The following is a 26780-nucleotide window of genomic DNA, read 5'->3' on the forward strand; positions in this document are numbered from 1 at the left end:
TGTATTTGTCAGCCTTGTTTTTTGCGGACCAGTTTCGGCAGGCAGTACCAGGCCGAGGCAGCAAGAATCAGGCTGTAACCCAGAAGTTCAACTCCTTCTTCAGCCAGATTTTTCACTTCCCGGACGTAGTTATCCTGCATGGCGGTTTGCCAGAGTTCGCTCATTCCGAACAAACGTGAGAAAACCATGAGGGTGGCCATACCGCCAATCATCAGTCCAAAACTGGCATGCTTGCTGTATTTAGACAGAGGTGTTTGCGTACTTTGCGGATGCTGATAGGCGTAAGCAATGCCTGCGACTGCAACCAACACCGCCGGTACCTTCCAGAAACCATGCCGAATCAGGTCAAAGACGCCATCCAGTTCCCGAATCAGCAGAACCATGAAAAATGCAGCAACCAGGAGTGCAAATCCACGGATGTCACTTTTTTTGACGGCAACTGCTGCAAAGAGACCGCTGCTGAGTGCGAGATATAGTTCCTGAGCGTATTCAACAAGGGAGTCTTCACCGAGGTTGCCGCTAAATTGCAAAATCTCAATCTGAATGATGAAAGCTGCCACGGCCGTGATTACTGCCACCGCCATAAAAAGCGCGATTGTGATCAGGAGCGGACGTGTGTTGACCTGTGTTTGTGCACTATCCAGAGTGTGCGAATAGAGCTTTTTCATAGTTTACCTGTACAGTGTTCAAAATAATTTTTGGGATAAGTATCACATAATCACACTGAATGGAAACTGTATTTACATCATTATGGCGTAAAAATGACAAAGCCTCCGGAAAGGAGGCTTTGGATCTAGCACTTAATACAGGAATTAGTTTGCGTTCAGTCCCGAGAGCGGGGCAATGGCTTCGGCAGGTTGCGAAGCAGCAGGATCGATACCGAGTTCAGCACAAGCTTCTTCTGCAGTCATGCCAAGATGACAGCGCAGGATATCAATTGCAACTTGGTAATTTTCATGGTCAGCCATCTTGCCTCCTTTCAGATACTGAGCGAAATCATATACCTCATGACAATAGTGAATGGCACCCTTTTAAACAATACGACCAAAGTCTAAGACGTTCGCGGGTCAGGATGAAAAACCAGGGTCCGCAGCGACTTACGAAAAGTAACAATTTCCCGCTTTCGCTTGTTTTCAGATTAAACGACCATACTATAAATAACGTTATACCCAAGTCTCTGAGGTCACTTGGGTATATCACTGATACGTGAATGTCTTAAAGCGTATAAGTAACTGACATTTTGACCTTTGTTGGAGATAAAAAGGTATGAAACGAATTGCCTTGTTCCTGGCGACGAACCTGGCCGTCATGTTTGTGTTCAGTATTGTGCTCAATATTGTGTACGCAGTCACAGATTTGCAACCGGGCAGCCTGAATGGCCTGCTGGTGATGGCTGTGTTGTTTGGTTTTGGTGGTTCCCTGATTTCCCTTTTCATGTCGAAATCGATGGCTCTGCGTTCGGTTGGCGGCATGGTGATTGAACATCCGCGCAATGAATCGGAATACTGGCTGGTAGAAACCGTTGCACGGCAGGCCAAACAGGCTGGAATCGGCATGCCGACCGTGGCGATTTATGATTCACCCGACATCAATGCTTTCGCTACGGGTGCTAAACGTGATGATTCGCTGGTCGCAGTATCAACAGGTTTACTGCACAGCATGTCGCCTGATGAAGCAGAAGCGGTGCTGGCACATGAAGTCAGCCATATTGCCAATGGCGACATGGTAACCATGACGTTGCTTCAGGGGGTGGTGAACACCTTCGTTATTTTCATTTCTCGGATTATTGCGGGTGCCGTCAGCGGTATGAACAATAACAACGAAGAGGGTGAAGGCGGCAGCTTCATGACTTATTTCATTGTCTCCACCATCATGGAAGTGTTGTTTGGTTTCCTCGCGAGCATCATTACCATGTGGTATAGCCGCCATCGTGAATTCAAGGCGGATGCAGGTTCAGCCCGTATGGTTGGCAAAGAGAAAATGATTGCCGCGCTGGAGCGACTGAAAGTCAGTCAGGAGTCACATCTGGAAGGCTCAATGATGGCCTTTGGGATTAACGGCCGCAAATCACTGTCCGAACTGTTTATGACCCACCCGCCGCTGGAAAAGCGCATTGACGCGCTGCGTCGTGGTGAACATCTGTAACGGATGGAATGAAGCCCCGGTTAACCGGGGCTTTTTTATTTGGGCAGAACACGATAAAGATTGCCGCTGTCAGTCGCAAAATACAGATAGCCTTCTTTGCTCTGAACCAGAGAGCGGATCCTTTCTCCTATCTCTTCAAACAATCTTTCCTCTTTCACTGGTTTGCCTTTTGAATCCAGAACGATCCGGTTCAGATGCTGTAACACCAGCGCCCCTGCAAACAGATTTCCCTTCCAGCCGGGAAACGCGTCGCCCTGATAGAGCAGGAGACTGCCGGGGGCGATGGACGGAATATACACTTTGACCGGCGATTCAATCCCGGGCTTTTCTCTGGCTTCACCGACTGCCAGCGGGCCCCAGTATTCTTTTCCATGGGAGGTAATCGGCCAGCCGTAATTACGGCCCGGCAGAATCAGGTTGATTTCGTCACCGCCGCGCGGACCATGTTCAATTTCCCACAAACGCTGATTGGCTGTGTCGTATGCCAGCCCTTGCGGATTGCGATGGCCGTAACTCCAGATTTCAGCAGACGCATCCTTTCTGCCTGTAAACGGGTTATCTTCCGGCACACTGCCGTCCAGATTCAGCCGGATGACAGTGGCTGCGTGGTTGGTCAGGTCCTGCCCGTTGGGGCGGTGACCCCGGTCGCCGACAGAGAAGAAAACGTGGCCCCGGCCGTCAAAAGCGATCCGGCTTCCAAAGTGCCGGTTGGTGTCACTGAGTGAGCGGGTGACTTTCAAATCCTGCCACTGAGTGAGCCTTTGCCCGGACAGTCTGGCACGGGCCAGCGTCGTGACACCACCTCCCTGAACGGGCTTGGTGTAGGTGAAATAGAGCCACTCTTTTGCTGCCGGATCCGGCGACAGCTGTACATCCAGCAGGCCACCCTGACCGCGGGCGTACACTTCCGGAAGACCACTGACAGCTTTTCTCTGGCCGGTACGGACATCCAGCAGCACGGCTTTGCCTTCCCTGAGTGTGACCAGCAGCGTGTTGTCATCAATGAAAGTCATTCCCCAGGGGATCGGCAGGCCATCGGCGATTTGTTCGACCTGATATGCCATGCCTTCACTGCTTCCCTTGGCTTTCAGCCCGAAAGCCAGAGCCGGCAGGCTGAACAGGGCCCAGAGGAGGATTGTGGTGACGGCGAAGGTGAAGGGATACGATTTCATTGCATCATCCTTTTCTGTGTTGCATCCATTTTGCTGCCCGGTTTTAAGTGAGCTGCGATGATCTCAGCCAGCTGCCCGATACCTGTATGCCAGCGTTTGTTGTCTTCAAAAGCGGCATAACTCAGCCTGAGGCAATGGCGATAGTTTTCCAGCGTACTGAACATCGTGCCGGGCAAAATGCTGATACCAGCCAGATGCGCCTGCTGATAAAGCATATCGCTGTCTGCCTGCTCAGGGAGCGTCAGCCAGCACAGAAATCCGCCATCGGCCAGATTGAGATGATAGCGACCGATCAGCCATGGATAGCTATCGAGTGTAGTACAAAGTAACTGGCTGAACCGGCGTTGATTCTGATGATAAAAGCGCCGGATTTTACCCAGATGGGTTCGGTACTTACCGGTTTTCAGAAATTCAGCCACCGCCGACTGCATCAGGTTCAGGCTTCCCATATTGTCTGCCAGCAGGCGTTTTTCGATCTGTGGCTGGTACCGTCCGGCAAGCAGCCAGCCGATGCGCAGGCGGGAATCCAGCGTCTTCGATAAAGAATTACAGTAAATCACCCGATGGCTGTCATCCATGCTGTACAAAGTCGGTGGCCGACCGGTGTAGGCCAGATCGCCAAACACATCATCTTCAATAATCGGAATCCCTTGGGTCATGGCGAGTAATTGTTGCCGGGCAGCGAGCGGCATGACAGAGCCGGTCGGGTTATTAAAACTCGGGTTGAGCAGTATGGCTGCAATCGGCCATTGTTGTAATGCCTGTGACAGCCGGTGCAAATCCATACCGGATTGCAGGCTGGAGGGGATTTCCACCACTTTCAGACCCAGTGATTCCAGCAACAGTAAGTTACCGAAATAACAGGGCGATTCGATGACGACTGTATCCCCCGGGGATGTCAGGGCCTGCAGCGCCATACTGATCCCTTGCTGTGCACCGTGAGTGATTAATATTTCACTGGCGGAGGCTGTGATGCCATGCCATTGATTCACGGTCACCAGTTGTTTTCTCAACTGCTCGTCTCCCGGGGGTAACAAATAATGGCTTGGGACGTGAGTCTGATAGCGGCTGTGACGACCAATTTCAGCATACAGCGAGGTGATGGCCGGAAAGTGGGTGTTCGGATGCGCACTCCCGGTTGGAAGCAACGCGGGGGACAGGGAGTCTTGTAACACCGTCCGGCTCAGGGATAACAAATCGACAAAACCCGGCGTTTGAATCGGCTGAGTTTCCAGACGCGGACATTCGGTCACGATATACCCCGAACGCGGATGCGCTTCGATTTTCAGGCTCGCTTCAAGTTCCTGATAGGCCCGGATGACCGTATTTTTACTGACGCCTAATTGTCCGCTTAATTGCCGGATGGAGGGAAGTTTATCTCCGGCCTGATAAACGCCCTGTTCAAGACGTAATTCAAGCTCCGCAATGACTTGCTGATATTTGGTGTCTGAACGCTGATGACTGGTTTCCACGTGCCTGTCTGTACCCTGATAAATTTATAAAACTGTCACTACTAACTGTGTCTGTACCCAAATAGAGTAGTGAAATATGATGGATTCCGCCAGACAGAGGTGCGCGTGGCCCGATTGATTCCTTTTATTTTTGTATTGCTGTGGAGTACCGGCTTTATCGGTGCCCGTTTTGGTTTGCCCTATGCGGAACCCGCAACCTTCCTGTTCGTCCGGATGCTGGCAAATATCGCCATTTTCGCTGTACTTGCGGTGTTGCTGAAGTCTTCACTGCCGACAGGCAAAGCCCGGTTCCATTGTTTCATGACAGGGATGCTGATTCACGGACTGTACCTAGGCGGGACTTACTACGGGATTTACCTCGGGATGCCTGCGGGTTTGTGTGCGTTGCTGGTCGGGTTACAACCGGTGTTAACGGCAATCATACTGATGCTTCTGGGGCAGGAACGTCTGGTGCTCTCGCAATGGCTGGGGTTGTGTCTGGGAATTCTGGGTATTTCCCTGGTTTTACAGGGCAATATGAGCTGGCAGCAGGACTCGCATCAACTGGCGGCTTATGCCTGTGCCGGATTGGCCTTGCTGGGGATCACGCTGGGCACACTGTACCAGAAGCGCTATTGCAGTCAGGTCGATTTAGTCGGCGGTTCGCTTTATCAGTACATGATGGCGGCTATGGTGTTTGCACCAGTAATGCTCACTGCCGAAACCATGCAGATAGAATGGAACCTCACGTTTTCTCTGACACTGGCCTGGCTGGTGTTGGGTGTTTCGGTCACCGCTGTCTGGCTGCTGCTTTATATGGTGAAGCACGGGGAAGCTTCAAAAGTCGCGTCGACGTTTTATCTGGTGCCGCCGGTCACTGCGCTGGAAGCCTGGCTGGTGTTCAATGAAACCTTTGATGCATTCAGCGCGCTGGGTTTTTTGCTGGCAGCCATGGCGGTTTATCTGGTGATGCGAAAACCCAAAAGCAAATTCACACCAGAAAAAGCCCTGGCATCTGCCCGGTAAGGGGCTGGGAGAGGTGCAAGAAGAAGATCGTTTCTGATGAAAACCACAGCAAATTGGTATGGGTTGTATCAGATTGGCGATCATCTGCGCAGTCAGTTCAGTGAGGTATTTACATCATCGAATCGGCTGGGTATTATGCGCACCACTTACGGAGAGATGGCTGAGTGGTTGAAAGCACCGGTCTTGAAAACCGGCATACGTTAATAGCGTATCTAGGGTTCAAATCCCTATCTCTCCGCCACATTTAAAGAAACCGCTGAACTCTCAGCGGTTTTTTTTCATCTGAATAATCGTAAGAACAGCGGCACGAATGAGAAAGGGTGAAGAACCCTAGATGGGGCAGGCGGCGAGTCTTCAGCCAAGCGAAGCGAGACCACGTTGCCTTCCAGGCAGCGCCCGAAGGAGCGCGAATCGACGAGCACTGATTTCTTACATCAGCCAGGTCAATGTGTAACAACTTAAGCCACCGTGTTGGGTGGCTTATCGTTAAGAATTAATCGTTTAATTCTTTATTTTTTCTCTCATTCTGAGCTGAATTAACTTCTCAAAGTTTGCTCCAAAAACCAGTCCTAAAGCAAAGGTCATAAGAGATACTTCTAATCTGGAGTTAAGAAATAGTATGACCAATGAATAAACTAAAGCTGTGATCGTAATGAGGAAAAGGCACTGTTTTTTTGAAGTCCTTTGCCAGTCGTTTAATATTTTTTCATCATGCCACTTTAATAATCTTCTGAAAATCATTTGATTTCCTTGTTTGATCAACCCAAGTACAGCCTCGTCGGTTAAGAAAGGCGATAGATTGTAAACTAGATTTCATCGTTTGCGGATCAGTGTTATCAATAGAGTATAATTTAGGTGTTTGATTGTTTCTCCAGTAGCTATCATTCGGTTGAGCGGCAGTAATTGGTATTGCTTCATCAACCTGATGAAATGGATAATTTAATTTGACTTTTAATCTAGACAATAAACTTATCCGTTGTATGGTGTAATATTTATAAATGTTGTGAACAATACCAAAAGTATTTACTGCTGAAATCAAACCTAAGAGGATATCATTTCTTACTTGTTTTGGCGTTTCAACGGCAATAGCAAGGCTGCAAAGTTCAGCAACAAGTACATCTTTTTCTATCTCATTTTGGAAATGAAAATAATTTTCGCATGGTAATTTTTGGTTTCTAAGGTGAATGCATAAATTTCCCACAACCTCGCTGTTTAACATCGCTATAACTGATGCTGAATGATCATCTGATAGCGATTTTGTCCCCCAGGCCCTTTGATAGACACGTTTTGCTAATCTATGACCAATTTGGTATTCTTCTTGATCATAATTTGAGGTGATAAATTTTAATTTCATGATTGAAACGATTTTTCGGTAAGTCTGTAATACATTGTGTGAATAAAGTTCATATTGTCGATAATTTCATTAAAATCTTTTTCTGTGTGTACAATACGATCAAATAGTTCAATATTGTCAATGGCATGGCCTTGATCTACAAGATAGTGGTAGTAAATGAATTTATGGTCTTTGGGTGTGGTGTTTAAGCACTTATTCAATACATTTAATAAACCATATGATTCAGTCGCAATGAGGAGCTCCAAATAAAATGAGTACCCCAAAAATCCAATAGCGGGTAAGCGAGTTAGGCGATCATGTTGTGACCAGACGATTGCTTTTGTTTCAGGAAAAACATCATAAAGTGGGTCGATATCATTTTTTACACCAAGAGATATAATATCCTGTAGTGCCCATAATTCATGTCCCTCCTCTTCATCAATACCATGCTCGATTAATTTTGTGAATTTATTCCCATGGCTGTTTGTGTCTTGGAGCTTTTCTTCGTTGAGTAAAGCTGTGAACATGTGTTCAAAACGGGTTGTGTAACTTGTGTGATACCATCCTTGAATAAAGTAATTTGATAAGGATTCCGTGTTAACTTTTCCAGATAACGAGAGCTGATTTACTAGACTTACATATTCTTGATGCAAAGATGTTGTATGTTCAATGATTCTTTTGGTGAAACCTGAAGAGTTATGCATTTTTTGTTTAAGTTTTAGTATTTCTTCCTCAATTTGTTTTTCGGAAAGATTATCTAATATTGATGTTAGCTTATTTAATTTTCCTACCGTTTCCTCTTCGTGATGAAGGACAGATAAAATGTCAAATTTTGATTGGATTTCGTCATAAGATTGAATAGACATGATTAGTGCTCCTTGTGAATTCAAGAACATCTTATGTTTGCCGGCACGCCAAAGAACTTTCCTGTCATATTTTCTGGAATTCTGTCGGAACCCAATTGAAAATGTAATGCACTTTTTTGCTTCAAAGAGAACTTCGCCGCAGAAAATTGAGTCTTTCATCACTTAAAGAGGGGATTTTCAAAATGAAGAAAATGTCCACTTGCCCTATCTTATGACTGGTGATGATTCAATAACTGAATCAATACAAACCCTCTATGCATGTGTAGTTCCCACTGCATCGAACGTTTTCAGTCCTTATGTCCTTTCTCAACGATAACCTCTTTTATCAAGGTTCCTCGGCACAAAATGCAAATGACTTTGTTGCTATTACACGAATAAGGTGACAAAGGACGTAAAAATTAATTTTCCCCGAAAAATAATTAACTTTTCTTTGCAGAACCGTCCATTAGAGAGCGTCGATAATGTAATCAAAAGGGATTAGCTATGGCTGTTGTCATTGGTGGTGCAGGTTTAGGTCATTATGATGTTCTTGGGCAAGCGGGGATTAAGCTGTCCAGCACCAAAGGGTTGAGTATCAATGCATCCACGGGGAATCTGGTTGTTCAAAGTAACGATCAGACACTGGTCAGTCGGGGACTGGATTTATCGCTTGCCCGCACCTACAACAGCCAGGGCGCGAAAAACGATTTTGATGCCGATAACTGGCGTTTTTCTTTTGAGCGTCAGATCCGGATGGTTGGTTCAGATCTGCACCGGATTACCGGTGATGGCCATGTCGCGATTTTCAAAAAACAGGAAGATGGTTCATATCTTTCTGCGGCGGGTGGCGGTGCTCATGACACCATTGTCAAAGTCGGCAGCAACTGGGTGTACACGGAAGGCACCAGCGGGATTCAGGAAACTTATCAAAGTGCCGACGGCAAACTGATTCATTCCGAAGATAAACATGGCAACCGGGTGAGTTACCGTTACAGCGGCAACCGGCTGAGTGCGGTTTCAAATGCCAGCGGCGAAGAACTGCGTTTTGTCTACAACAGTAAAGGGCAGTTAACCCGCCTGGACAGCTATACCCAAGTTGAAGGCAAGCTGACACACTCCCATAGCAAAGTTCACTACAGCTACGATTCAAAAGGCCGCTTAAGTCAGGTCAAAGTTGACTTGTCCCCTGAAGATAAGTCGATTACGGACGGGAAAGTTTTCACCACGACTTATACCTATCAGGATGCGAACAGTTATCTCCTGAAGTCAATTCAAAAGAGCGATGGCAGTCAGGTCAGTTTCAGTTATCAGACCGTCGGCGGAAAAAGCCGCCTGAGTAAAATTGATGACAACGGTGTTGTGACCTTACTGAATTATCAGACCAACCGCGGGAATGGTCATCAGCTGCAAATCACCGATAACAATGGTGAAGTCTGGTTTTACCAGCATGATGACAAAGGCCGTCTGGTGTCTGTGTTGTCGCCGGCGGTTGATTATCAGGGAGATGTGAATAATCTGCCGCGTGAAAACGGGCAGGTACAGGGACAGGTCACTTATCAGTATGACGATCAGGATAACCTGATTCTGGTCCGGGACAGTGCCGGGAAAACAATTCAGAACAAGTACGATGCACAGGGCAATTTAACGGAATCGACCCGCAACGGTGTGCTGTACCTGAAACATGAGTACCAAAATAATCTGCTGGTCGCCAGCCATCAGTATGCCGGTGGTAAGGTGGCGTCGAGCGCTTACTTTGTGTATGACAAGCAAAACCTGCGCTTTGAAGTCTCTTCAGCCGGTACCGTGACTGAATATCAGTACAATGGCTTCGGTCAGCGGACCTCAATGCGGCGCTATCTGGGCACTGCTTTGCAGGCGACTAAACTGCCTGAGCTGGCGGCTTTGACGACTTGGGCAAGCAAGCAAAATAAACAATCGACGGAGCTGACAGAATACACCTATCAGCGGGGTGAATTGCACACGCAAACCACTTATCACCGGCTGGATACCGCGGGCCGCGGCGATACGATTCATGATCTGCAAATCACGTCATCCGGCTATGACTTTGCCGGATTCAGAACAACGAACCGCGGCGTGACCATTGATGGCAAACATGTGGGCGGCAACGGACGGGGTCTGACGGTCACGGTTGTCGATGCCAGTAACAAGCTGATCTCGACCAAAACCTTCGATACCTATGGCAAGGATGATGCCTCGGCACAGCTTGTGGCACATCTGAAAACGCTGAAAGCGACCACTGCCGGTCTTCAGATCATTGTCACTTCCTCTGATGAATGGACAAACCGTCTCAATCAGGACGCAAAAAATGCGCTGAGTGGTCTGGGGATCAATGCGCAGACCCTGAAGCATGCAGAAACCCGCAGTGCTTTCCTGGCGATTGCTGAAGCGAAAGACGGCAAGTGGGTGACCACGCATCAGGATTACCGCCCGCGTTTCCCTGAATCCACTGTGAATTATACCCTGTCCAATGCCGAGCATGTGCGGACGACCTATGATGCTTTCGGCAATCTGATTGGCACCCAAACGCTGACCGGTGATATCAAATCGGGCCGGCTGGATGTGAAGTCAACCACTACTCAGGTTTTTGACGGATTAAATCGCATTACCAGTACCACCGATGCCGCCGGGAACACTGTGGTGACTCAGTATCTGGATGCGAACCGGCAGGTGTTGGTGACCACCGAAAATGGGGTCACGACAAGAAGAACTTTCAGCCAGCGAGGCGAACTGATCTCTGAAACCGTGAGTGCTGCCGGAGAGACGAGCCGTGAGCGTCATTACATCTACAACAAAAGCGGCCAGCTTGTGGCGACACAGGAAGCCAACGGCAGTCTCAGCGCTGTGTTTTATGATGATGCGGGACGTCAGTGGATCACGGTGTCTGCTTCAGGGCAAATCACGGAATATCAGAGGGACAGTGAAGGCCGGATTATCCGTGAAATTCAGTACGACAGCAGTGTGAACACACAAAGCTGGTTGTCAGGCGGCCAGCTGACCGTGAGTGGGAAAGAAGTTCTTGGCCTGATTGATGCCACGCGGGCGCACCGGGTGATCCGCAGTGAGTTTGATGCACTGGGCCGCCTTTCCCGCACAATTGATGCTGAGCAGCAGGTGACAGAATACATCTACGATGATCTGGACCGGCAAATTCAGGTGCGTCATTACACCGAAGGTTATGCAAGCGCTGCCCGGGTGCTGAGCAGCCAGTATGACAATTCAGGACGGCTGACGGAGCAGAAAGACGCCGACGGTTTCGTGAAACGCTTCAGTTACGATGCCTCCGGCAAGCTGATTGAAACCCGTCTTTACAAACCCCGCGGCGAGACGGTTTATCAGAACGGTCATGAAGTCGATTTAGGCAAATGGCAGGTGTACGCCAACTCTCCGGCGGGGGCGACCATGACCCCGAGATACGACGCTGCCTACGGCGGCGAAGTGATCGATCTCCGTGGTTCAGGGATGTCAAACGGCTATCGCTTGGCAAATAACAATGCGAACGAAAGCTGGAAAAATACCGATATGCGTCTGTTGAGCTGGGATATGAATTACTCCCAGGACATGACGGTTTACATCAGCCTGCAAACGGAGAAAGGACATCGTTACATCCAGTACCATACGGGGACGGGTAGCAGCAGTATCAAGAACGGCTACGCGCACCATTACATCGGCAGCATCAACAACGGGCAGTGGAATACCGTCACCCGTGATCTGGAAGCCGATCTGGCTGCGGTTGAACCGGGCAATAAAATTCTGCATGTAAACGCGTTTTTAATCCGCGGCACAGGCAGTATTGGTAAGGTTGCGCTTTCAGAAAAGGCGGCAGAAACGAGCGGGTCGGACAGTTATGATAGTTCGAATGTTTTCTATGACAGCCGCGGCCGTCAGCAGTACCTTCTGGATGAACAGGGCTTCCTGACCGAAACGCGCTATCTGGATGGCGGCAAGGAAAAGGTCACCTACCGCTACACGAATGCAGTGACCAACCGACAGGGCGGAATCGAGAGTATTCTGCAGCAGGCCGGCAGTGCGCAGCAAATTTCCCGGGACAAGTTTGATGCAGCCGGCAGACTTATTGCCAGCGTCAATCAGCATGGCATTGAGACACGCTATCAGTACGATGAAGTGACGGGTCTGCTTCGTCAGCAAATCAGCGGCGCGAATACCAAAGATAGCCGCTCTGTCTATATGGACTATAACAAGTTCGGTGAGCTGACCGGACGTGTTGCTGTCGCGGGCAGTCAGGACTGGAAAACTGCCAATGTTTCCGCGCTGATTACGGCCCGGGGCAGTCAGTCGGTTTATAACACCATGGGCTGGAAAGTCAGCGACTATCATCCATCCACCGGTAAAACGAGCTATGCATATGACAAGTCCGGGCGGCTGATTCAGCAAACCGATGCGCTGGGCAATACAAAGAGCACGGTTTACACCGCATTCGGGCAAGTGAAACAACAACTGGTGGCTGGCATTGTCAAATCTGAATTTGCCTATGATAAAGCGGGCCGGGTGCTGCGAACTGTGGATGGCGAGAAAGCCGTCACCAGTTACCTGTATAACAGGCAGGGCAAGCTGGGTTATCTGGTGAAGCAACACGTCAGTGATGCTTATTCCTCGTTTTTGTCCGGCTCGGGCAATCATATTTCCCGTGAAATCACGCAATACCGGTACGATGCGCGCGGGAATGTGGTCGAGCAGCGCGTCGCCAAAGATTATCGTGCAGGCAGCCGGATTTCCGGCGGGGATGAACTGTCGGATGTTCGTCAGCCGACAGTGCGTTATCAGGCGCAGTGGTCCCGGAAATATGATCACATGGGCCGTGTGGTGAGCGAACTGGATGGTGCAGGTCGCGAGAAAATTGTGGATTACCTCCACGGTGGTCGCGTGAAAACGGTCAAGCTTTCCGGTGCATTGCAGGAGCGCATTGAACTGGATGCGCTGGGCCGGACGTTGTCACTGGCCAATGGCAAGGGCGAGACGACGCGCTATGAGTATGACGATACCAGAAATCAGGTGACGGTAGTCTCGCCGGGCGGCATTCGTACCGTGACTGAAAAGAATGCCCATGGTGAAACAACATCGATCACCGATGCTCTGGGTCATCGCCGTCTGTTCCATTACGACCATCAGGGTCAACTGCTCCGTTCAGAGTTTATTGCCGCCGGCAGTACCACGCCTGAAATCCTCTCCCGCAAAGAATACGATGCCACCACTGGGTTGCTGAAATTCGACATCAATGCCGAAGGCACACGCACCGAGTACCGCTATAACGCGATTGGTCAGCAGTGGAAAGTGATCCGAGACGCGGACGGTGAAAAACTGTCAACGGAATACGGTTACGACAAGCAGGGTCAGCGGGTCTGGGAAAATACCGAAGATCAGCGGACCTATATCCGCTATGACAACAACGGCAGAAAAGTCCGGGTCGAGCAGGGGGGTGTGGCAACCCTCTTTACCTATGACGCCAATGGTCAGGTGCTGAAAACGGTTGAAGGGGCAGTCTCAGCCAGTGACCGGGTGCTTGAAGAGCGGGTCACCGAGTTCAGCTACGATGCAAACGGCAATCTGACCGGGAAACGAATCAAATCAGGGGCCGACTGGTCGGGTTCGGCAAGCAGCCAGACGACGTTGTATCGTTACGACGGCTCCGGGAAAGTGCTGGAAAAGGCGACCGGTATCGGTGCCACGACGCGGTATGTCTATGATGCGCTGGGCCGGGTCAGATATGAAATTAACGCGCTGAACTATGTCACCCAGTTTGACTACGACGCTGCGAACCGGGTGGTGAAAACAACGCGGTTCAGCAAAGCGGTTGCACCTCAGTCGTCCTGGACGGAAGCGAGCCTGAAAGCAGCCATTGCTGCCGATCCGGCAAAAGACAGAAGCACCGAAACCCGTTATGACAATGAAGGCCGGCTTGCCTTCGAGATCGATGAAAAAGGGTATGCGACGGGCTATTTGTATAATGCGAACGGCCAGGTAATTACGACCACTCAGTACCAGAAAACGGTGAAAGAGGCGAACTGGAACACGGCTGCTTCAGGCAACCGGATCAGTCAGTCGGTTTACGACGCCCATGGTCGTCTTCAGTATGCGATCGATGCGCAGGGGCGTATCAGTGAACGCGGTTACGATAAAGAAGGCCGTATTACCCATACCATCCGCTACAACACGGATTTCCAGCTGGCAGACCGTTCAGCCACGTCCGTAAATGCGCTGAAAACGCATTTGTCTCAGGAAGTTGAGGCGGGCCGGGTCAGCGCTGAGCTCAGTGTATATGACCAGCTGGGACGCCTCCGGTTCGCGATGGATGGCGATGGCTTCCTGGTGGAATATCAGTACAACCGCCAGTCTCAGAAGAGCCGGAAGAAAGAATATGTCGACAACTCGGCTGTCCGGAACGCGCTGAATGACATTCGAAAAGGCAGTGCGACGGCCTCCGAATATGCCGTATTCCTGCAACTTACAGAGAACCTGCAAAGCCTGGACAACGCTTCTGCGGAACTGAAAGCGAAGTTATCGGAGCTGAATCATCAGCAGGGACGGATCAGCGGCCTGATTCAGGAACTGAATACGCTTGAAGGGCAGATTGCGGCCACGAATAACGCCAACCATGACCTGGGGATCAGCATCGAGGATGCGAACCATCGGTTATCCGGCTTGCAGAACGAAGTGAAAACTGAGCTGGTACGTCATGCGAAACTGCAGGAAAAGATCGATGCGTTAGAAAGTGAAATTGCAACACATGAAGCCCGTTTAAAAGGCCAGAATGCAGCGGAAGTTGAAGCCGCGAAGAAAGCGGTCACGAATGCAGACAAGGCATTCACTGAGGCCAGCAGCCACAAAGCGCAAACTGCAGCAGCCGTACAGGCACTTGTGAAAGCCAGTGTGCTCACCACGCTTCATCCGGAATGGAAAGCCGATTACACAACCACGGGCGGCAAAATTCATGCGTCGGTTCAGAGTGATGCTGCTGGAAATTCCGCGCTGTCTCTGATTTCAGGTCACCGAAATACCCTGGACAGTGAAAAGACCTCGCTGCAGAAGCAGTATCAGGCAGCGTTAAACAGCCAGGATGCAGCAAAAGCTACACAGGCGAAAGATAAGCTGAATCAGGTCATTTCTGCGATTGAATTTCTGGATAAGCTATCGGCAGATATTCAGGCAGATATGACCGCCCGTTCAGGGGTACAGCATGCAGAACATGCAGTGAAGGCAGCGAAGCAAACCCTGTCCGAAGCGATCAAGAAACAAAACGAGACCAATGCTGCGATAAATAGCAATCCGAAGGTACCGGCCGACAACACCGGGACGGCACCTTCTCTGCCGCAAACGCCGACCGATGATGTTGTGCTTCCGCCAGCGGGCAACAGTACCACTGAAACACTCGATAAAATTGATGCGCTGAAGTCGAAGCTCCAGATCTTAACGGCGGAGATTGATGCACAGAAATCAAAAGTTGAGCTGGCGGCAGTGTCTCTGGCACAACGTGAGAAAGAATACGCTGTTGCCCGGGAGGCCTATAACAAAGCTCAGGCTGAACGTCAGGCGGCGATTAACGCAGCGAAAAAAGCAGTTGGAGACGCTCAGAAAGTCCGGGATATCGCATGGGCAGAATATCAGGCTGCCATCAAGCACCGGGATGCGAGCCTCGCCAGCCAGAATCAGAAACAACTCGCCTTTAACACGGCGAAAGCGAACTATGACAAAGCGCTTGCTGCGAAAAACTCAGCGCAATCTGCCGCGAACAGTGCCAATAGTGCGCTAACTTCTGCGAACACAAATCTTTCAGGAAAGCAGTCTGCATTGAATAAAGCGCAGTCTGATTTTAACTATCACCATGGTGAATGGTCGAAAGCAGATACGCATTATCAAAATACGGTGAAAAACCGTGATGCAGCCTCGCGTGAGCGGGAAGCTGCCCGGAAAGATTATGAACGCGCGGCTGCGGATTACACCGCCTACAGTAAGCGCAGCTGGTATACCGAAGAAAACCCGAGCGGTAAAACCAGCGCCGGACTGAACAGTCGCCGGGCGACACGCGATGCAAAATTGCGAACCTATCAGAGCAAAATCAACTCACATAATTCCTGGGTTGATCAAGCCAACAAAGCCTACAGTGCCCGTCAAGCGAAGTGGGATACCCGGGCCGGGTATCTGAACACGCTGAATGCAGCGAAGAATAACTTCAGTACTGCGACCACACAGAAAAATACTGCACAGGCCAATGCAGACAAAGCGAATGCGGCACTGGCCAATGCGTCAAAAGCACTTGATGCAGCAAAAACGCCGTTTGATAACGCCACAACGGCCCTGAATACGGCTAAAAGTACGCTTTCTGCAGCCAATACACGTTACAGCAAGGCAACTCAGACATGGAAAGCTGCGGAGGCCACGTTAACCGCGAGAAAGAAAACGCTTGAGGAAAAGATTGCAACGCCGCAGGAGCAGGTCGACCTTGCACAGGCTGCCTACGATTCAGCGATCGCAGAAAAAGCTGCTGCAACTCAGGCGCTGAAAACTGCCACAGCGTTACGTGAACAGCTTGCCGCACAGCGGACGAAGCTTGTCAGTGAGCAGGCGAAGGCGCAAGCCGGGTTTGATTCGATTCTGAGCAGTTATCAGAAGGGGCTCAGCGAACAGACGGCTGCGGAGAAAAAGCTCAATGAGGCTGAGGCGAATAAACGAAACAGAGTCTCTGAGTTAACCGCAGCTCAGAACAATCTGGCGAGTATTAACCAGGATCTGAAAGCGGCCGAAGGCCGGTATAACAAAGCCGTGCCGGAAGTCAATGCCGCGAAATCACGACTGGACAGTGCACGTCAGCATTTAAGCAATACCGATGCGGCCTACAAAAAAGCGGTTGCCGGACGTCATACCAATGAAGAAGGTCACTCATGGGGAACCTCTCTCTCGGAAATTAACAGCAAACGAGCGGCACGGGACAGTGCAGCCACTGCGGTCAAAGCCAGAGAAAATGAGTATAACGCCTGGGTCTCTCAGCGAAATGCGGCGTCGAATGACATCAGTCAGCTGAAAGTGGCAAAAGCGACAGCAGCCACTGCGATTGATACCGCGACCAGGAATTACAATGCTGTACTCGTGACAGTGAGCACTGCGCGCGATGCGCTGAACAAAGTCTCGAGCCAGTTTGAAGGAATTTCGGCGCAATATCATGCTGCGAAATCGAAACTCGATAGTGCGACTCAGTCTTACCAGCAGGCCGAAGCACAGTTTGCTCAGGCTGGCGTGCAAATTGAGGAAGCGCAGACGCGGCTGGCTGGGTCAGAAAATGCGATTGCCTCTGCCAAGCAAACGCTTGAGTTACTGTCATCCAATGCCGCCGGCGATGCGACGGTCGTTCAGTATGAAAAAGAAACGCGTTTAGCGCTGCAGGCTGCGCAGAAAGAACATACAGATGCAGTCAGCAAGCTGAATCAATTACAGACGGAAAGGGACAAAGCACTTGAGGAACAATCAGCGTTGCTCAAAACCCTCTCTGATGGCGGGAAGAACAGTGATTCGCTGATTCATGCAACGGTCGACAGCCTGGACAGTGCGAATGCAGTGAAAGCGCAGGCTGAACGGGACATGCTGGTGAACCAGCAGAAAGTGATTGATCTCAAAGGTCAGCTTGCGGCGCTGGGGGATCGGATCGAGCAGCAACGCAACGCATTAGAAAAGCAAAAACGTAACTATGATGAGAAACTGGCTGCCCATCAGCAAAGTCGCGATAAGGCCGAGCAGATTGCCAGTGATCTGAATGCAAAAAACAACCAGCGGTTCACCACAGAGCTGGAGATTATTTCCTGGGAAGAAGCGAAACGGACCGGGGCTGAAACGATCCGCGCTTCAGAGCTGAACCTGAATAGCAAAACGCAGGCTCAGTCCGGTGCATCACACGCCTATCACAGTGCGAACAGCGTCCTGAGCAGCAATCAGGCCGTGCTCAAACAGCGTCAGGCGGATCGGGATGCAACCCGGAAAGCACTGGCGAATGCGGAAGCTGAACTGAAAAAAGCGCAGACCCATAAATCGAATACAGCGACGGCAGTAAAAACGTTCCGTTCCTGGGGAGATGCGGTTTGGGTGGTAGAAGAAAACTTCCGCGATATGGATGCGATTTATCAGCATCGCTTAAACAACAAATACAGAAAGCTCTCCGAAGAACAGGGCGGTGGCAGCGTCGGTTATACGCAGGCTCAGATTGACGCTGCGTTCAGAGACCGCAAGGCCGCAGCTGACCTGATGAACGGCTTTAAGCAGCAGTTTACGTCAAATTCAGGGGCGATTTACAAAGGGCCGGACAGTAAAGCGCTCTCTGATACCGCGGTGAAGCAGCAGAGCTATTACCAGAGTCAGGTGAAGTCTCTGGCAGATAAGTTCTATGCCCAGTACAAGCACTCTCTGACGGCAAAAAACACCAATGAAGAAGGGGTTTCTTCCAACGCCTATACACAGGCGCAAATCAATGCATTTAAAGCCGAATCTGATCGCGCTGCACGCGGGCTGAAGTATGTCTCTGACGTTCGTACCAAACTGAATGATGATATTGCTGCCCGGACCCGAGTGGAAAAAGCGCAGAGTGAAGTCAACCGGCTGAAAGGAAACCTGACGACCACAGAAAGTGCGCTGGCCGCAGCAACCACCAAAGTTGATCAGGCACAAGCCGATGTGAATGCCGCATCCAGCGCGTTGAATTCTGCGAATCAAGCACTGACGGCAGCGAAGCAGAAAGTGGCCGATGCCCATCAGACAATGGATCAGGCCGAAATTCATCTCGCAAAAGCCCGGGAAAAAATGGATGGGGTTGAGAACGCCATCGTCACGATTCGCCAGCTGCTGGATGTTGCCAAATCTGATGAAGCGAAAGCGCTGGCTGCTGTCGTTGCTGCCCGAAAAGAACTGAACGTTGCACAAGGTGATCTGAACACAGCCAAAGGTGAGCTGAATACCACCGTCAGTTATCTGAACAAGGTGTATACCGACCTGGATGCTGCAACGACGCTGCATCGTAAAGTGAGTGCTTACCTGGAGCGCGCGACAACCTATAAAGACCGGGCCGGAGCGACACTTTCCGAAGCCCAGCAACTGGTTTATCTGTCGAAACAGGCTGTGGCCCGGGAGATCAATGCGGGAACGGTCAGCCATGATACGGACTACCGGTACGACGCGCGCGGGCAGCTGATTTCTGAACTGTCTGCAACTGTCAGTTATGCCGATGTGACGGCTGACGGCAAAGTGATTCAGCATATCGGGCGGCTTGAAACCCAGTATCAGTATGACAGTCTGGGCAATGTGATTGCCAGCACCACGGCTGCCGGAACCAGCATGGCCAATAGCAAGCGTTTTGTATTCAACGTCATGGGGAATCAGACGCAGGCGAAAGGTCTGGCGGGCAATGCGGTGATTTACAACGAACAGAACCTGGCATCAGTCAACATCAATGCTGAAAACGGTCGCCGGGATAAAGTCTACGACCAGTTAGGTCAGTTGCGTTTTGATGTCGATGAGCTGGGCTTTGTGACGGAATACCGCTACGACAGCTACGGCCAGAAAACAGCCCAGATCCGATACAGTAACGCATTCAGTGCGAAACGTCCTGAGGGCTCGGCCATTGCATTGTCTGAGCTGGAGAAGTTTGTTGCCGGTGGCGGCACCAGCCGTGCCATCAGCTGGAACTACGATCAGCGCGGACAGGAAATTTCGGCGACACAAAGCAGCAGCGTGAACAGCGATACTATTCGGGATGACGTGGTTTATAACGCATTCGGCGAAAAAGTTTCCACCACGCGCAGTGCGAAAAACGTATCAGTCACAACCGGACAGCACCTGTACTCGTTAACGGGTCAGCTGCTGGCGACCCGGAATGCTGAAGGGTATGTCACTGCTTATGGCTATAACGGCCTGGGGCAGCTGGTTGAACAACGTGAATTCACCAACCGCTATACCGGTGAGTGGAGCCTGAAGGCGCTTGAAGCTTGGCAGAAACAGCAGGGAAATGCACAACGGTTTGAGAGCTACGGCTATGATCACCGCGGGAACCGGACGCAGACCACGCGGCATCATGTGGTTTACCACGCCCATAACGGCAATACGGTTACTGAGAAAACCGGCAATCTGATCACAACAACGTACCACGATTATGCCGGCCGGATGTATATGACGGTGCAGGAGACAAATTCGGTTGATGCTGCCAATCATGCGACTGCGGCTAACCGTGTGCTGCATGAGTTTGATGCATTGGGCCGTCTGGTCACGACCTGGGGCAAGAAACGGGACTACGTGGTATCAAGTGTGGCGCTTGCCGTAGCTGGCGGCAGTCAGCCTGAACGTCTGTCAGCGCATCAGCGGACCGATTATCTCTACGACGCCCAGGGAAATCAGGTCAGCACGATGACTGAGGGTCGCTCGACGTTCCAGTATTTCAATCAGCAAGGCCAGCTCACCGGCCGGAAAGATGCGGAGGGGAACTACACCCAGATCCAGACCGATGCGATGAACCGTGTTGTTCAGGAAACAGTGAAGGTCTCTTCGACGGGAGGGCTCAGTTACAGTTTCGATAAAGTGACCCGTTTCAGTTATGACAAAACCGGACGTCAGACGGCGACAACCGTGAACGCCTCATCCGGCAATATTACTGAATCGGCACGGTATAACGCCTTTGGTGAAGTGACTGAAAAACGCTTCAATAACGAGGTGCAGGAAAGTTATCAATATGATGGCTTCGGTCAGGTCACCGCGGCAGAGCGCAAAGGCATCAAGACCAATTATCAATATAACTGGCTGGGGAAAGTCATTCGTGAAACGACTGGCGGCAGCCGGGTGGTAGTTCGCGATTACGACAAAATGGGCAACCTGACCAGTGAGAAAGGCGTGAGCTTTGACGGCAAGTCTCCGGTCACAACGCAGGTGCTGGATCGCTTCGGAAACGTGCTGACCCGCAACGTGAATGGCAGTGTTTATCAGTTCAAATACAACCAGAACAATCAGGTGATTGAACAGACGGGACCTGAAACGGATGTTCTGGATACCAAGGGAACGCTCACGAAGCGCAAGCCTGTTTCCAAGATTTACTACGACCTGAACGGAAACCGGATTGCCGTTCAGGATGCGAACGGAAAATGGCAGAAGAGCACCTATGATCTTGCTGGGCAGAAGCTCTCAGACATCAATGGTGCCGGCGGGGTGACGCACTATTATCACGATGCCCGTGGTGACATGGTTGGCCGGATCAACACGCTGGGCCAGGGTGAAATGTTTACCTACAACAATAATGGCCAGTTGCTGACCCGTGCCAAGCTCCGGCTGGATGATAAGTTTGCTGAAGTATATGCCAGATATTCCTATGACCAGCTCGGGCAGCGGTACAGCGAAGAATGGGTGGGCGAAACCGGGTATACCCAGTGGACACGTTTCGATCAGGCCGGTCGTGTGCTGGAAACCAAAGGCGGCGGCCAGCATCAGAAATTTACCTATGATGCATTCGGTAACAAGACCAGCGAAGCCTGGCTGGCAGGCGGTAGTGAAAAAGCCAGAAAGAGTGCGGCGTTCTCGAAAACCGGACGCTTGCTCACCGAGACTTTGCTCGACGGCAGTGTGATCAGTTACAGCTACGATGCTTTCGGTCAGGTGACACGCAAGACCGGCGGCGGTATGGATATCCGCTTTGAGTATTTCACCAACGGTTTGCTGAAAAAGCAGGTTTCCGGCACGAAGAGTGAAACCTATGTCTACGACGTAAATGGTAAAGAAACACAGCGAACCCTGACGGACGGCGATCAGCAGCTCGTGACGGTCAGTCAGTGGGACAGTCATGGCAGACTGGCGTCGATTGGGACAACGACAGCCAAAGGTTTTGGGAAGACACTTGAAAACTCAAGTGTGACTTATCAGTACGATGCTGTGGGTAACCGCCGGAAAGTGGTCAGCAAGCGGGGCACTGTGTCCGAAACCCGCTGGTATCAATACGACGGTGATAACCGCATGGTGGCGTCGCATCAGAATGCTGCCGAGACCCAGAGTTTTGCAGGGAAAGCCGGAAGTCGTCAGATTCAATACAATGCCGCAGGCCAGAAAGAAAAAGAGATTGTCTGGACGTCGGTCACGCGTGATGGCAAGAAAGCTGTCGTCAAGCAGGAAACCCTGTTTGGTTATGATGTGAATGGCCATATACAGAATATTCAGTCTTATGAATACAACGGTACGGCACGTTATCAGACCCGGTTCCTGACACAGACCAATTCGCGGACCGGACATGCGCTGGAGCAAAATGAGCTGTCGACCCGTTATGAACATACGAATGGTTTGATTCGCGCTGGTTCGGGTAAAACGGACCAGACCAAAACCACCTATGTGTACAGCGATGGACAGCTCAAGCAGCAGGATGTGGTGACGAACGGTACCGCAACACAAAGCTTGGCGTTCACGTACCATTTCTCGGGCCAGCTCGCGAAGCAACAGACCAATATGATTCGGGAAGGATTTACTGAAACGCACGTCTATGACTATCGCGGAAAAGAGAGCTTCCAGAAGATAAAAATGACTGCGAGCCGGGATCAGAAAGGCTACAAAACCGGGGTCACCGATTTCCGCTACAACTCGGCGGGTCATCTGACTCAGATCAACAGTACCAAGGATGCAAGCGAAAGGAAGATGCTGACTGGTTTTAATGGCCAGATCGCATTACAGCTGGAAGGCGGTAAACTCAGTGCTGAACTGGCGGTGGCCGGGAATGCACTGGCACGACTGACCGACAGCAAACTGGATGCGGATTTACTGAACGACAGTGCGGCTGCCACCGGTGCTCAGCCCGGCGCATACATTGTCAGAGGCAATGATACCCTGCAGCGCATTTCGCAGGCCGTTTATGGCGACAGCCGATACTGGTACCTGATTGCGGATGCCAATGGTCTGTCACCAAGCGACAAGCTGGTGGAAGGGAAATCACTGGTGATTCCAAATCAGCATACGCAGACGTTTAACGGGGCAGAAAGCTTCAAGCCATACAACGAAAGTGAAGTGTTGGGGAACGTTAATCCGGATCCGATTGCACCGCCGCCACCGAAGAAAAGCTGTAACCCGATTGCGATGATCGTGATGGTGGTGATTGCAGTTGTGGTGACGATTTATACCGCGGGTGCAGCAGCCGGTGTAATTGGTTCGATGATGAGTGCGGCGGGTACTGGTGTAGCTGGTGCAGCCACAGTCGGTGCTGCAGGGTTAGGTGTTCTGGGCGGCGCGACCGTGGCCGGCTCTGTCACCGCTGGTTTGGCTGCAGCTGCAATTGGTGGGGCTGTTGGATCCGCTGCTTCTCAGCTGGTTGGTAAAGCCATGGGGGTTGTCGATGACTTCTCCTGGAGCCAGGTTGCGTTAGGCGGACTGGCTGCTGCTGCGACAGCGGGGGTTGGACAGTATCTTTCTGGTGGTACAAATGCAGCCAATGGTGCGGCGAATGCAGGGACTGCCAGCTCGACTACAAATGCTTCGCAAGCTGCATCGGTGCCGCTTTCAACGAGAATCTCACATGGCTTAGTCCAGAGTACGGCGTCCTACGCGACCAACTATGTTGGCAGTAAAGCGCTCGGCATGGATGCATCCTTCAGCTGGAAAAGCTTTGCGGCTTCAGCCGTCGGTTCTGTCGCCAGTGTGGGGAGTGCTCAGTTCACGTCAGATCTCGGTATTCTGGGAGATACCCTGAATGGCTTTGCAGGCGCGGCTGCTTCAAATGCTATCCGGGGTAAATCATTCAGAGATAACGCCGGGCGGATGATGACGGATGCCTTTGGCAATGCGCTGGCCAATGTGGCGAGGCAGGGGGTGCAGCGTCAGGAGAGACAACGTCAGGAGCAAATAGCATCACTCGTTGATCGTATGAATGGATACCAGAAATTGCAGAGTAAAAAAGCTCATGATCAGGAGCTTTATGCACTCGCAAGGGAAATGGATGCTCATGACAGGCTGAACGCGAAGAAAGAACTTGATATTCGGTTGAATGATGCAGCAAGAGTTATGAATGCAGTTCAAGATGTGAACTTGAAGAAAGCTGCCGATATTAAGAATTATGAGGCAATTTTGGATTCCCGGATGTCGGGTGAAAAAAGTAGTGGCCGTAATCAAACTGGTTTTAATTTTATGGAAGCATCCAAGAAATTAAGACAAGAAATTGAATTAGCAAAGCAGAGTGGTCATTACCCAGAAGATGGCACACGGTTAGACGGTGTATTTGAGACGCATCAGGCTGATCAAATAGAGGTACCTTCCGTTTTGGGACATGTACTTGGAGGAGCAAGCCGATTCCAAGATGTTAGCCAGCAGGTTGGAAAAGTTATTCAGCATTCAGCTGATTTATACGACACCTATGATGCTTATGGTATAAAGTTGAACTCTTATTCGAAAAATATTTCGGATACTTCAAAAGTTGGCTGGAAATTATGGAAGGAACTGCCTGAATCAGTATCTCAAGTCAGGACAGATTTAGCGTATTCATCTATTTATGATCCAGACGGTTACGAGATGCTGCGTTCGTATGGCGAAAATGTCTCAATATCAAGATCTCAACGATTAATCAGTGAGGAATCCAGATTTTTTAAAGTTAGTAAGAATTTAGGATTTATTGGTGATTTCATTGAATTTACGACCGATAGTTATAATAACTTTGCAAAAGATGGATTTAGCTCCAGAGCTGTGATTGCAACAGGACTTGATGGCATACAAATGCTTGGTAGCGGGATGGTATCTACGGCAGCAGGTGTCACAGTTGGGGCTGGCGCAGGAGCTATTACGACAATGACAGTTGCACCCGCGGCTCCAGCAGTGACGTTGGCCACTGGCACTGCAACAGGAATTTATGTTGACTATCAATTAGATGAGTTCTACAACACTCATCGTGATGACGTCATTGATACAATAGATTCTGGTTACCATGCAGTGGCTGATTTTTTCCGATTAAAATGACACGATTGAAAGATGAATTAGCTTAAATGAGAATGCGCCTGATTGATTTCGGGCGCATCATTCAAGAATCGAGAAGGTGACGTAAAGATGATAGACTGTGAGTATGGTTTACGAATGGTTTTTAAGGCGACTGGAAGGAATAAATGACAGCAATGAGTGTTATTTTGTTTTTTATATTCTTACTTGGTATGTTGGCACTCATTTCGCTATGTGCCCTGAGTGTTTATTTAGGTTTCATGATGAAAGAAACCGACCCGGGCAGATATAAAGCAATATATACTTGTCATATCCCAACATCTGTATTTTTGTTGTTTGATTATGTCAATACAGCTGATGCTTTAGTGAAGTATCCATTGAATAAGAGATGGGTGTTTCACTGTGTGAAATTATTGATTTTAACAATTCTCATCGCTTTTTTACTGATAATGTTAAGTGTGTTCATTATTCCGAAATAATCCTTGATTCAAGGACTGTTTTATCAGTGTCTTTTTCATTGAGGTGAAATTATTACTCGAACAAAATTGAGTATAGATTCATTTTTAATTTACAAAGCCAAATTATTGTGAACAACACCGAATCTATGTCTGCATCACTTATCGCGAGACAGATCATGCACCCATTCGAAAATAAAATCGAAATAGTCGATATCACGCCAAGTGAACCATTGTTGTGTAAAACGCCTTTTCATCAGGTACTCGTCGACCCGAAGGGCGATCTGTACATCTGTTGTGGGTCGCACATTCAAAACATGACGCCGGTTGCCGGGAACCTGCTTCAGCAGGATGCACTGGACATATGGAATAATGATATCTACAAGACTTTCAGAATGTCCTTTGTGGATGGCAGTTTGAGATACTGCAATGAAAAAACCTGTTCTGCGGCAGCCAACAAAGACAATCCGGCACTTCGGAATCTGGTTCATTCTGTGGATGAAATCGAAAAAGATCCCGGCTTATTCAACAGTAATTTTTTCGACTATCTGAATGCTCCGGAAAACTTTGACGGCGCCCTGGTCAGTCCGCCGACCCGACTTTATTTAGGTATGGATCCTTCCTGCAACTTGCAGTGTCCTTCATGTCGCAATGAGTTGTACATGGAAGAGAAGGGCAGTCAGCGTTTAGATACCATTTATGGCAATTTGCGAAGTATCACGCCTGGTATCGAATTTCTGGAATTCGATGGTGCCGGTGATGTGTTCGCCAGTCGCTGGTATCAAAAATTTCTTCATCAATTTCCGGTCGATGATTTTCCGAACCTGCAAATGGTGACTTTGCGCTCGAATGGGCTCCTTTGGACAGACAAGAACTGGTATCGCATTCATCCCTATCTTCGCTCCATGGCCATTTATGCCTGCATTTCAGTGGATGCGGCCACTGCTGAAACCTATGCGACAGTACGGGGTGGCTGTTTTGAGACGCTGATGAAGAACCTGAAATTTGTTCAGCGCCTGCATCAAATTGGGGAAATTAACGAAATCACACTGGTGATGGTCTACCGAAAGAGCAATTATCAGGAAATACCGGCTTTTATTGAGTTGGGAAAATCACTCGGGGCAAGCTATCTGGTGATTCATCCTTTGCAAGCCTGGTCAGAGTCAGCCTATGTCATTGAGGGGAGCTATGACCACGAGGCAATTCATCTCCGGTCACATCCGCTACACGGCGAGTTTCAGGATTTCATCCAGAAACATGGCATCGTCAGTGGTTACAGTGAGTCTGTGTTTATTGATTTTTCCTGGTAGCGCTCATCTCTCACGGTTGACGGCTTCAGCCATCTCAGCCGTATCATTTCAATTTGTCCTGAAATTTCCCCTCTGTCTGTTTTGCAACAAGAT

General features: G+C 49.9%; 10 protein-coding genes and 1 tRNA gene. 5 read left to right on the top strand and 6 right to left on the bottom strand.

The genetic code is table 11. The features are described from left to right. Window positions 1-8 precede the first annotated feature (8 nt). Together ACYP03_RS02395 and ACYP03_RS02400 are read right to left on the bottom strand one after the other, a co-directional pair. A complete protein-coding gene (locus ACYP03_RS02395; RefSeq protein ID WP_248139628.1) occupies window positions 9-668 on the bottom strand; it encodes a hypothetical protein in 660 nt (219 codons plus the stop codon). A 144-nt stretch (window positions 669-812) separates the two neighbouring features. Further along, window positions 813-968 carry a hypothetical protein gene (locus ACYP03_RS02400; RefSeq protein WP_248139630.1) on the bottom strand — a complete coding sequence of 52 codons (156 nt, stop codon included), beginning with the start codon at window positions 966-968 and terminating at the stop codon, window positions 813-815. 298 nt (window positions 969-1266) lie between these two features. Here ACYP03_RS02400 and htpX point away from each other — a divergent pair, with 298 nt between their 5' ends. After that, complete coding sequence (htpX, locus tag ACYP03_RS02405; protein WP_248139632.1) at window positions 1267-2145, top strand: protease HtpX; 879 nt, start codon at window positions 1267-1269, stop codon at window positions 2143-2145. A gap of 35 nt (window positions 2146-2180) precedes the next feature. On the opposite strand, the gene ACYP03_RS02410 is transcribed toward htpX, so the two are convergent. Together ACYP03_RS02410 and ACYP03_RS02415 are read right to left on the bottom strand one after the other, a co-directional pair. Beyond that, window positions 2181-3317, bottom strand: coding sequence for a PQQ-dependent sugar dehydrogenase (locus ACYP03_RS02410; RefSeq protein WP_459778334.1), 1137 nt, complete (start codon window positions 3315-3317; stop codon window positions 2181-2183). After that, on the bottom strand, window positions 3314-4789 hold the full coding sequence (locus ACYP03_RS02415; RefSeq protein ID WP_459778335.1) for an aminotransferase-like domain-containing protein: 1476 nt from the start codon (window positions 4787-4789) through the stop codon (window positions 3314-3316). The genes ACYP03_RS02410 and ACYP03_RS02415 overlap by 4 nt, the downstream gene beginning before the upstream one ends. A 105-nt stretch (window positions 4790-4894) precedes the next feature. Between ACYP03_RS02415 and ACYP03_RS02420 the strand changes: the two genes are divergently transcribed. Both ACYP03_RS02420 and ACYP03_RS02425 read left to right on the top strand, forming a co-directional pair. Further along, window positions 4895-5794 carry a DMT family transporter gene (locus ACYP03_RS02420; protein WP_459778336.1) on the top strand — a complete coding sequence of 300 codons (900 nt, stop codon included), beginning with the start codon at window positions 4895-4897 and terminating at the stop codon, window positions 5792-5794. Window positions 5795-5944: 150 nt separating this feature from the next. Further along, window positions 5945-6035 (top strand) — tRNA-Ser (locus ACYP03_RS02425). A gap of 468 nt (window positions 6036-6503) precedes the next feature. On the opposite strand, the gene ACYP03_RS02430 is transcribed toward ACYP03_RS02425, so the two are convergent. Continuing rightward, a complete protein-coding gene (locus ACYP03_RS02430) occupies window positions 6504-7148 on the bottom strand; it encodes a hypothetical protein (RefSeq protein ID WP_459778337.1) in 645 nt (214 codons plus the stop codon). After that, window positions 7145-7993 carry an iron-containing redox enzyme family protein gene (locus tag ACYP03_RS02435; protein ID WP_459778338.1) on the bottom strand — a complete coding sequence of 283 codons (849 nt, stop codon included), beginning with the start codon at window positions 7991-7993 and terminating at the stop codon, window positions 7145-7147. Before ACYP03_RS02435 ends, ACYP03_RS02430 begins: the two co-directional genes overlap by 4 nt. A 483-nt stretch (window positions 7994-8476) precedes the next feature. Between ACYP03_RS02435 and ACYP03_RS02440 the strand changes: the two genes are divergently transcribed. Both ACYP03_RS02440 and ACYP03_RS02445 read left to right on the top strand, forming a co-directional pair. Then, window positions 8477-24946, top strand: coding sequence for an interleukin-like EMT inducer domain-containing protein (locus tag ACYP03_RS02440; protein ID WP_459778339.1), 16470 nt, complete (start codon window positions 8477-8479; stop codon window positions 24944-24946). Window positions 24947-25556: 610 nt separating this feature from the next. Further along, complete coding sequence (locus ACYP03_RS02445) at window positions 25557-26687, top strand: SPASM domain-containing protein (protein WP_459778340.1); 1131 nt, start codon at window positions 25557-25559, stop codon at window positions 26685-26687. Window positions 26688-26780 lie beyond the last annotated feature (93 nt).

The sequence above is a fragment of the Photobacterium sp. R1 genome (assembly GCF_054600795.1).

Excerpts from the sequence above, each read along its gene's own strand:
- ACYP03_RS02395 (WP_248139628.1), bottom strand. The coding sequence starts at position 668 with ATGAAAAAGCTCTATTCGCACACTCTGGATAGTGCACAAACACAGGTC.
- ACYP03_RS02440 (WP_459778339.1), top strand. The coding sequence starts at position 8,477 with ATGGCTGTTGTCATTGGTGGTGCAGGTTTAGGTCATTATGATGTTCTT.
- ACYP03_RS02445 (WP_459778340.1), top strand. The coding sequence starts at position 25,557 with ATGCACCCATTCGAAAATAAAATCGAAATAGTCGATATCACGCCAAGT.
- ACYP03_RS02430 (WP_459778337.1), bottom strand. The coding sequence starts at position 7,148 with ATGAAATTAAAATTTATCACCTCAAATTATGATCAAGAAGAATACCAA.
- ACYP03_RS02410 (WP_459778334.1), bottom strand. The coding sequence starts at position 3,317 with ATGAAATCGTATCCCTTCACCTTCGCCGTCACCACAATCCTCCTCTGG.
- ACYP03_RS02435 (WP_459778338.1), bottom strand. The coding sequence starts at position 7,993 with ATGTCTATTCAATCTTATGACGAAATCCAATCAAAATTTGACATTTTA.
- ACYP03_RS02400 (WP_248139630.1), bottom strand. The coding sequence starts at position 968 with ATGGCTGACCATGAAAATTACCAAGTTGCAATTGATATCCTGCGCTGT.
- htpX (WP_248139632.1), top strand. The coding sequence starts at position 1,267 with ATGAAACGAATTGCCTTGTTCCTGGCGACGAACCTGGCCGTCATGTTT.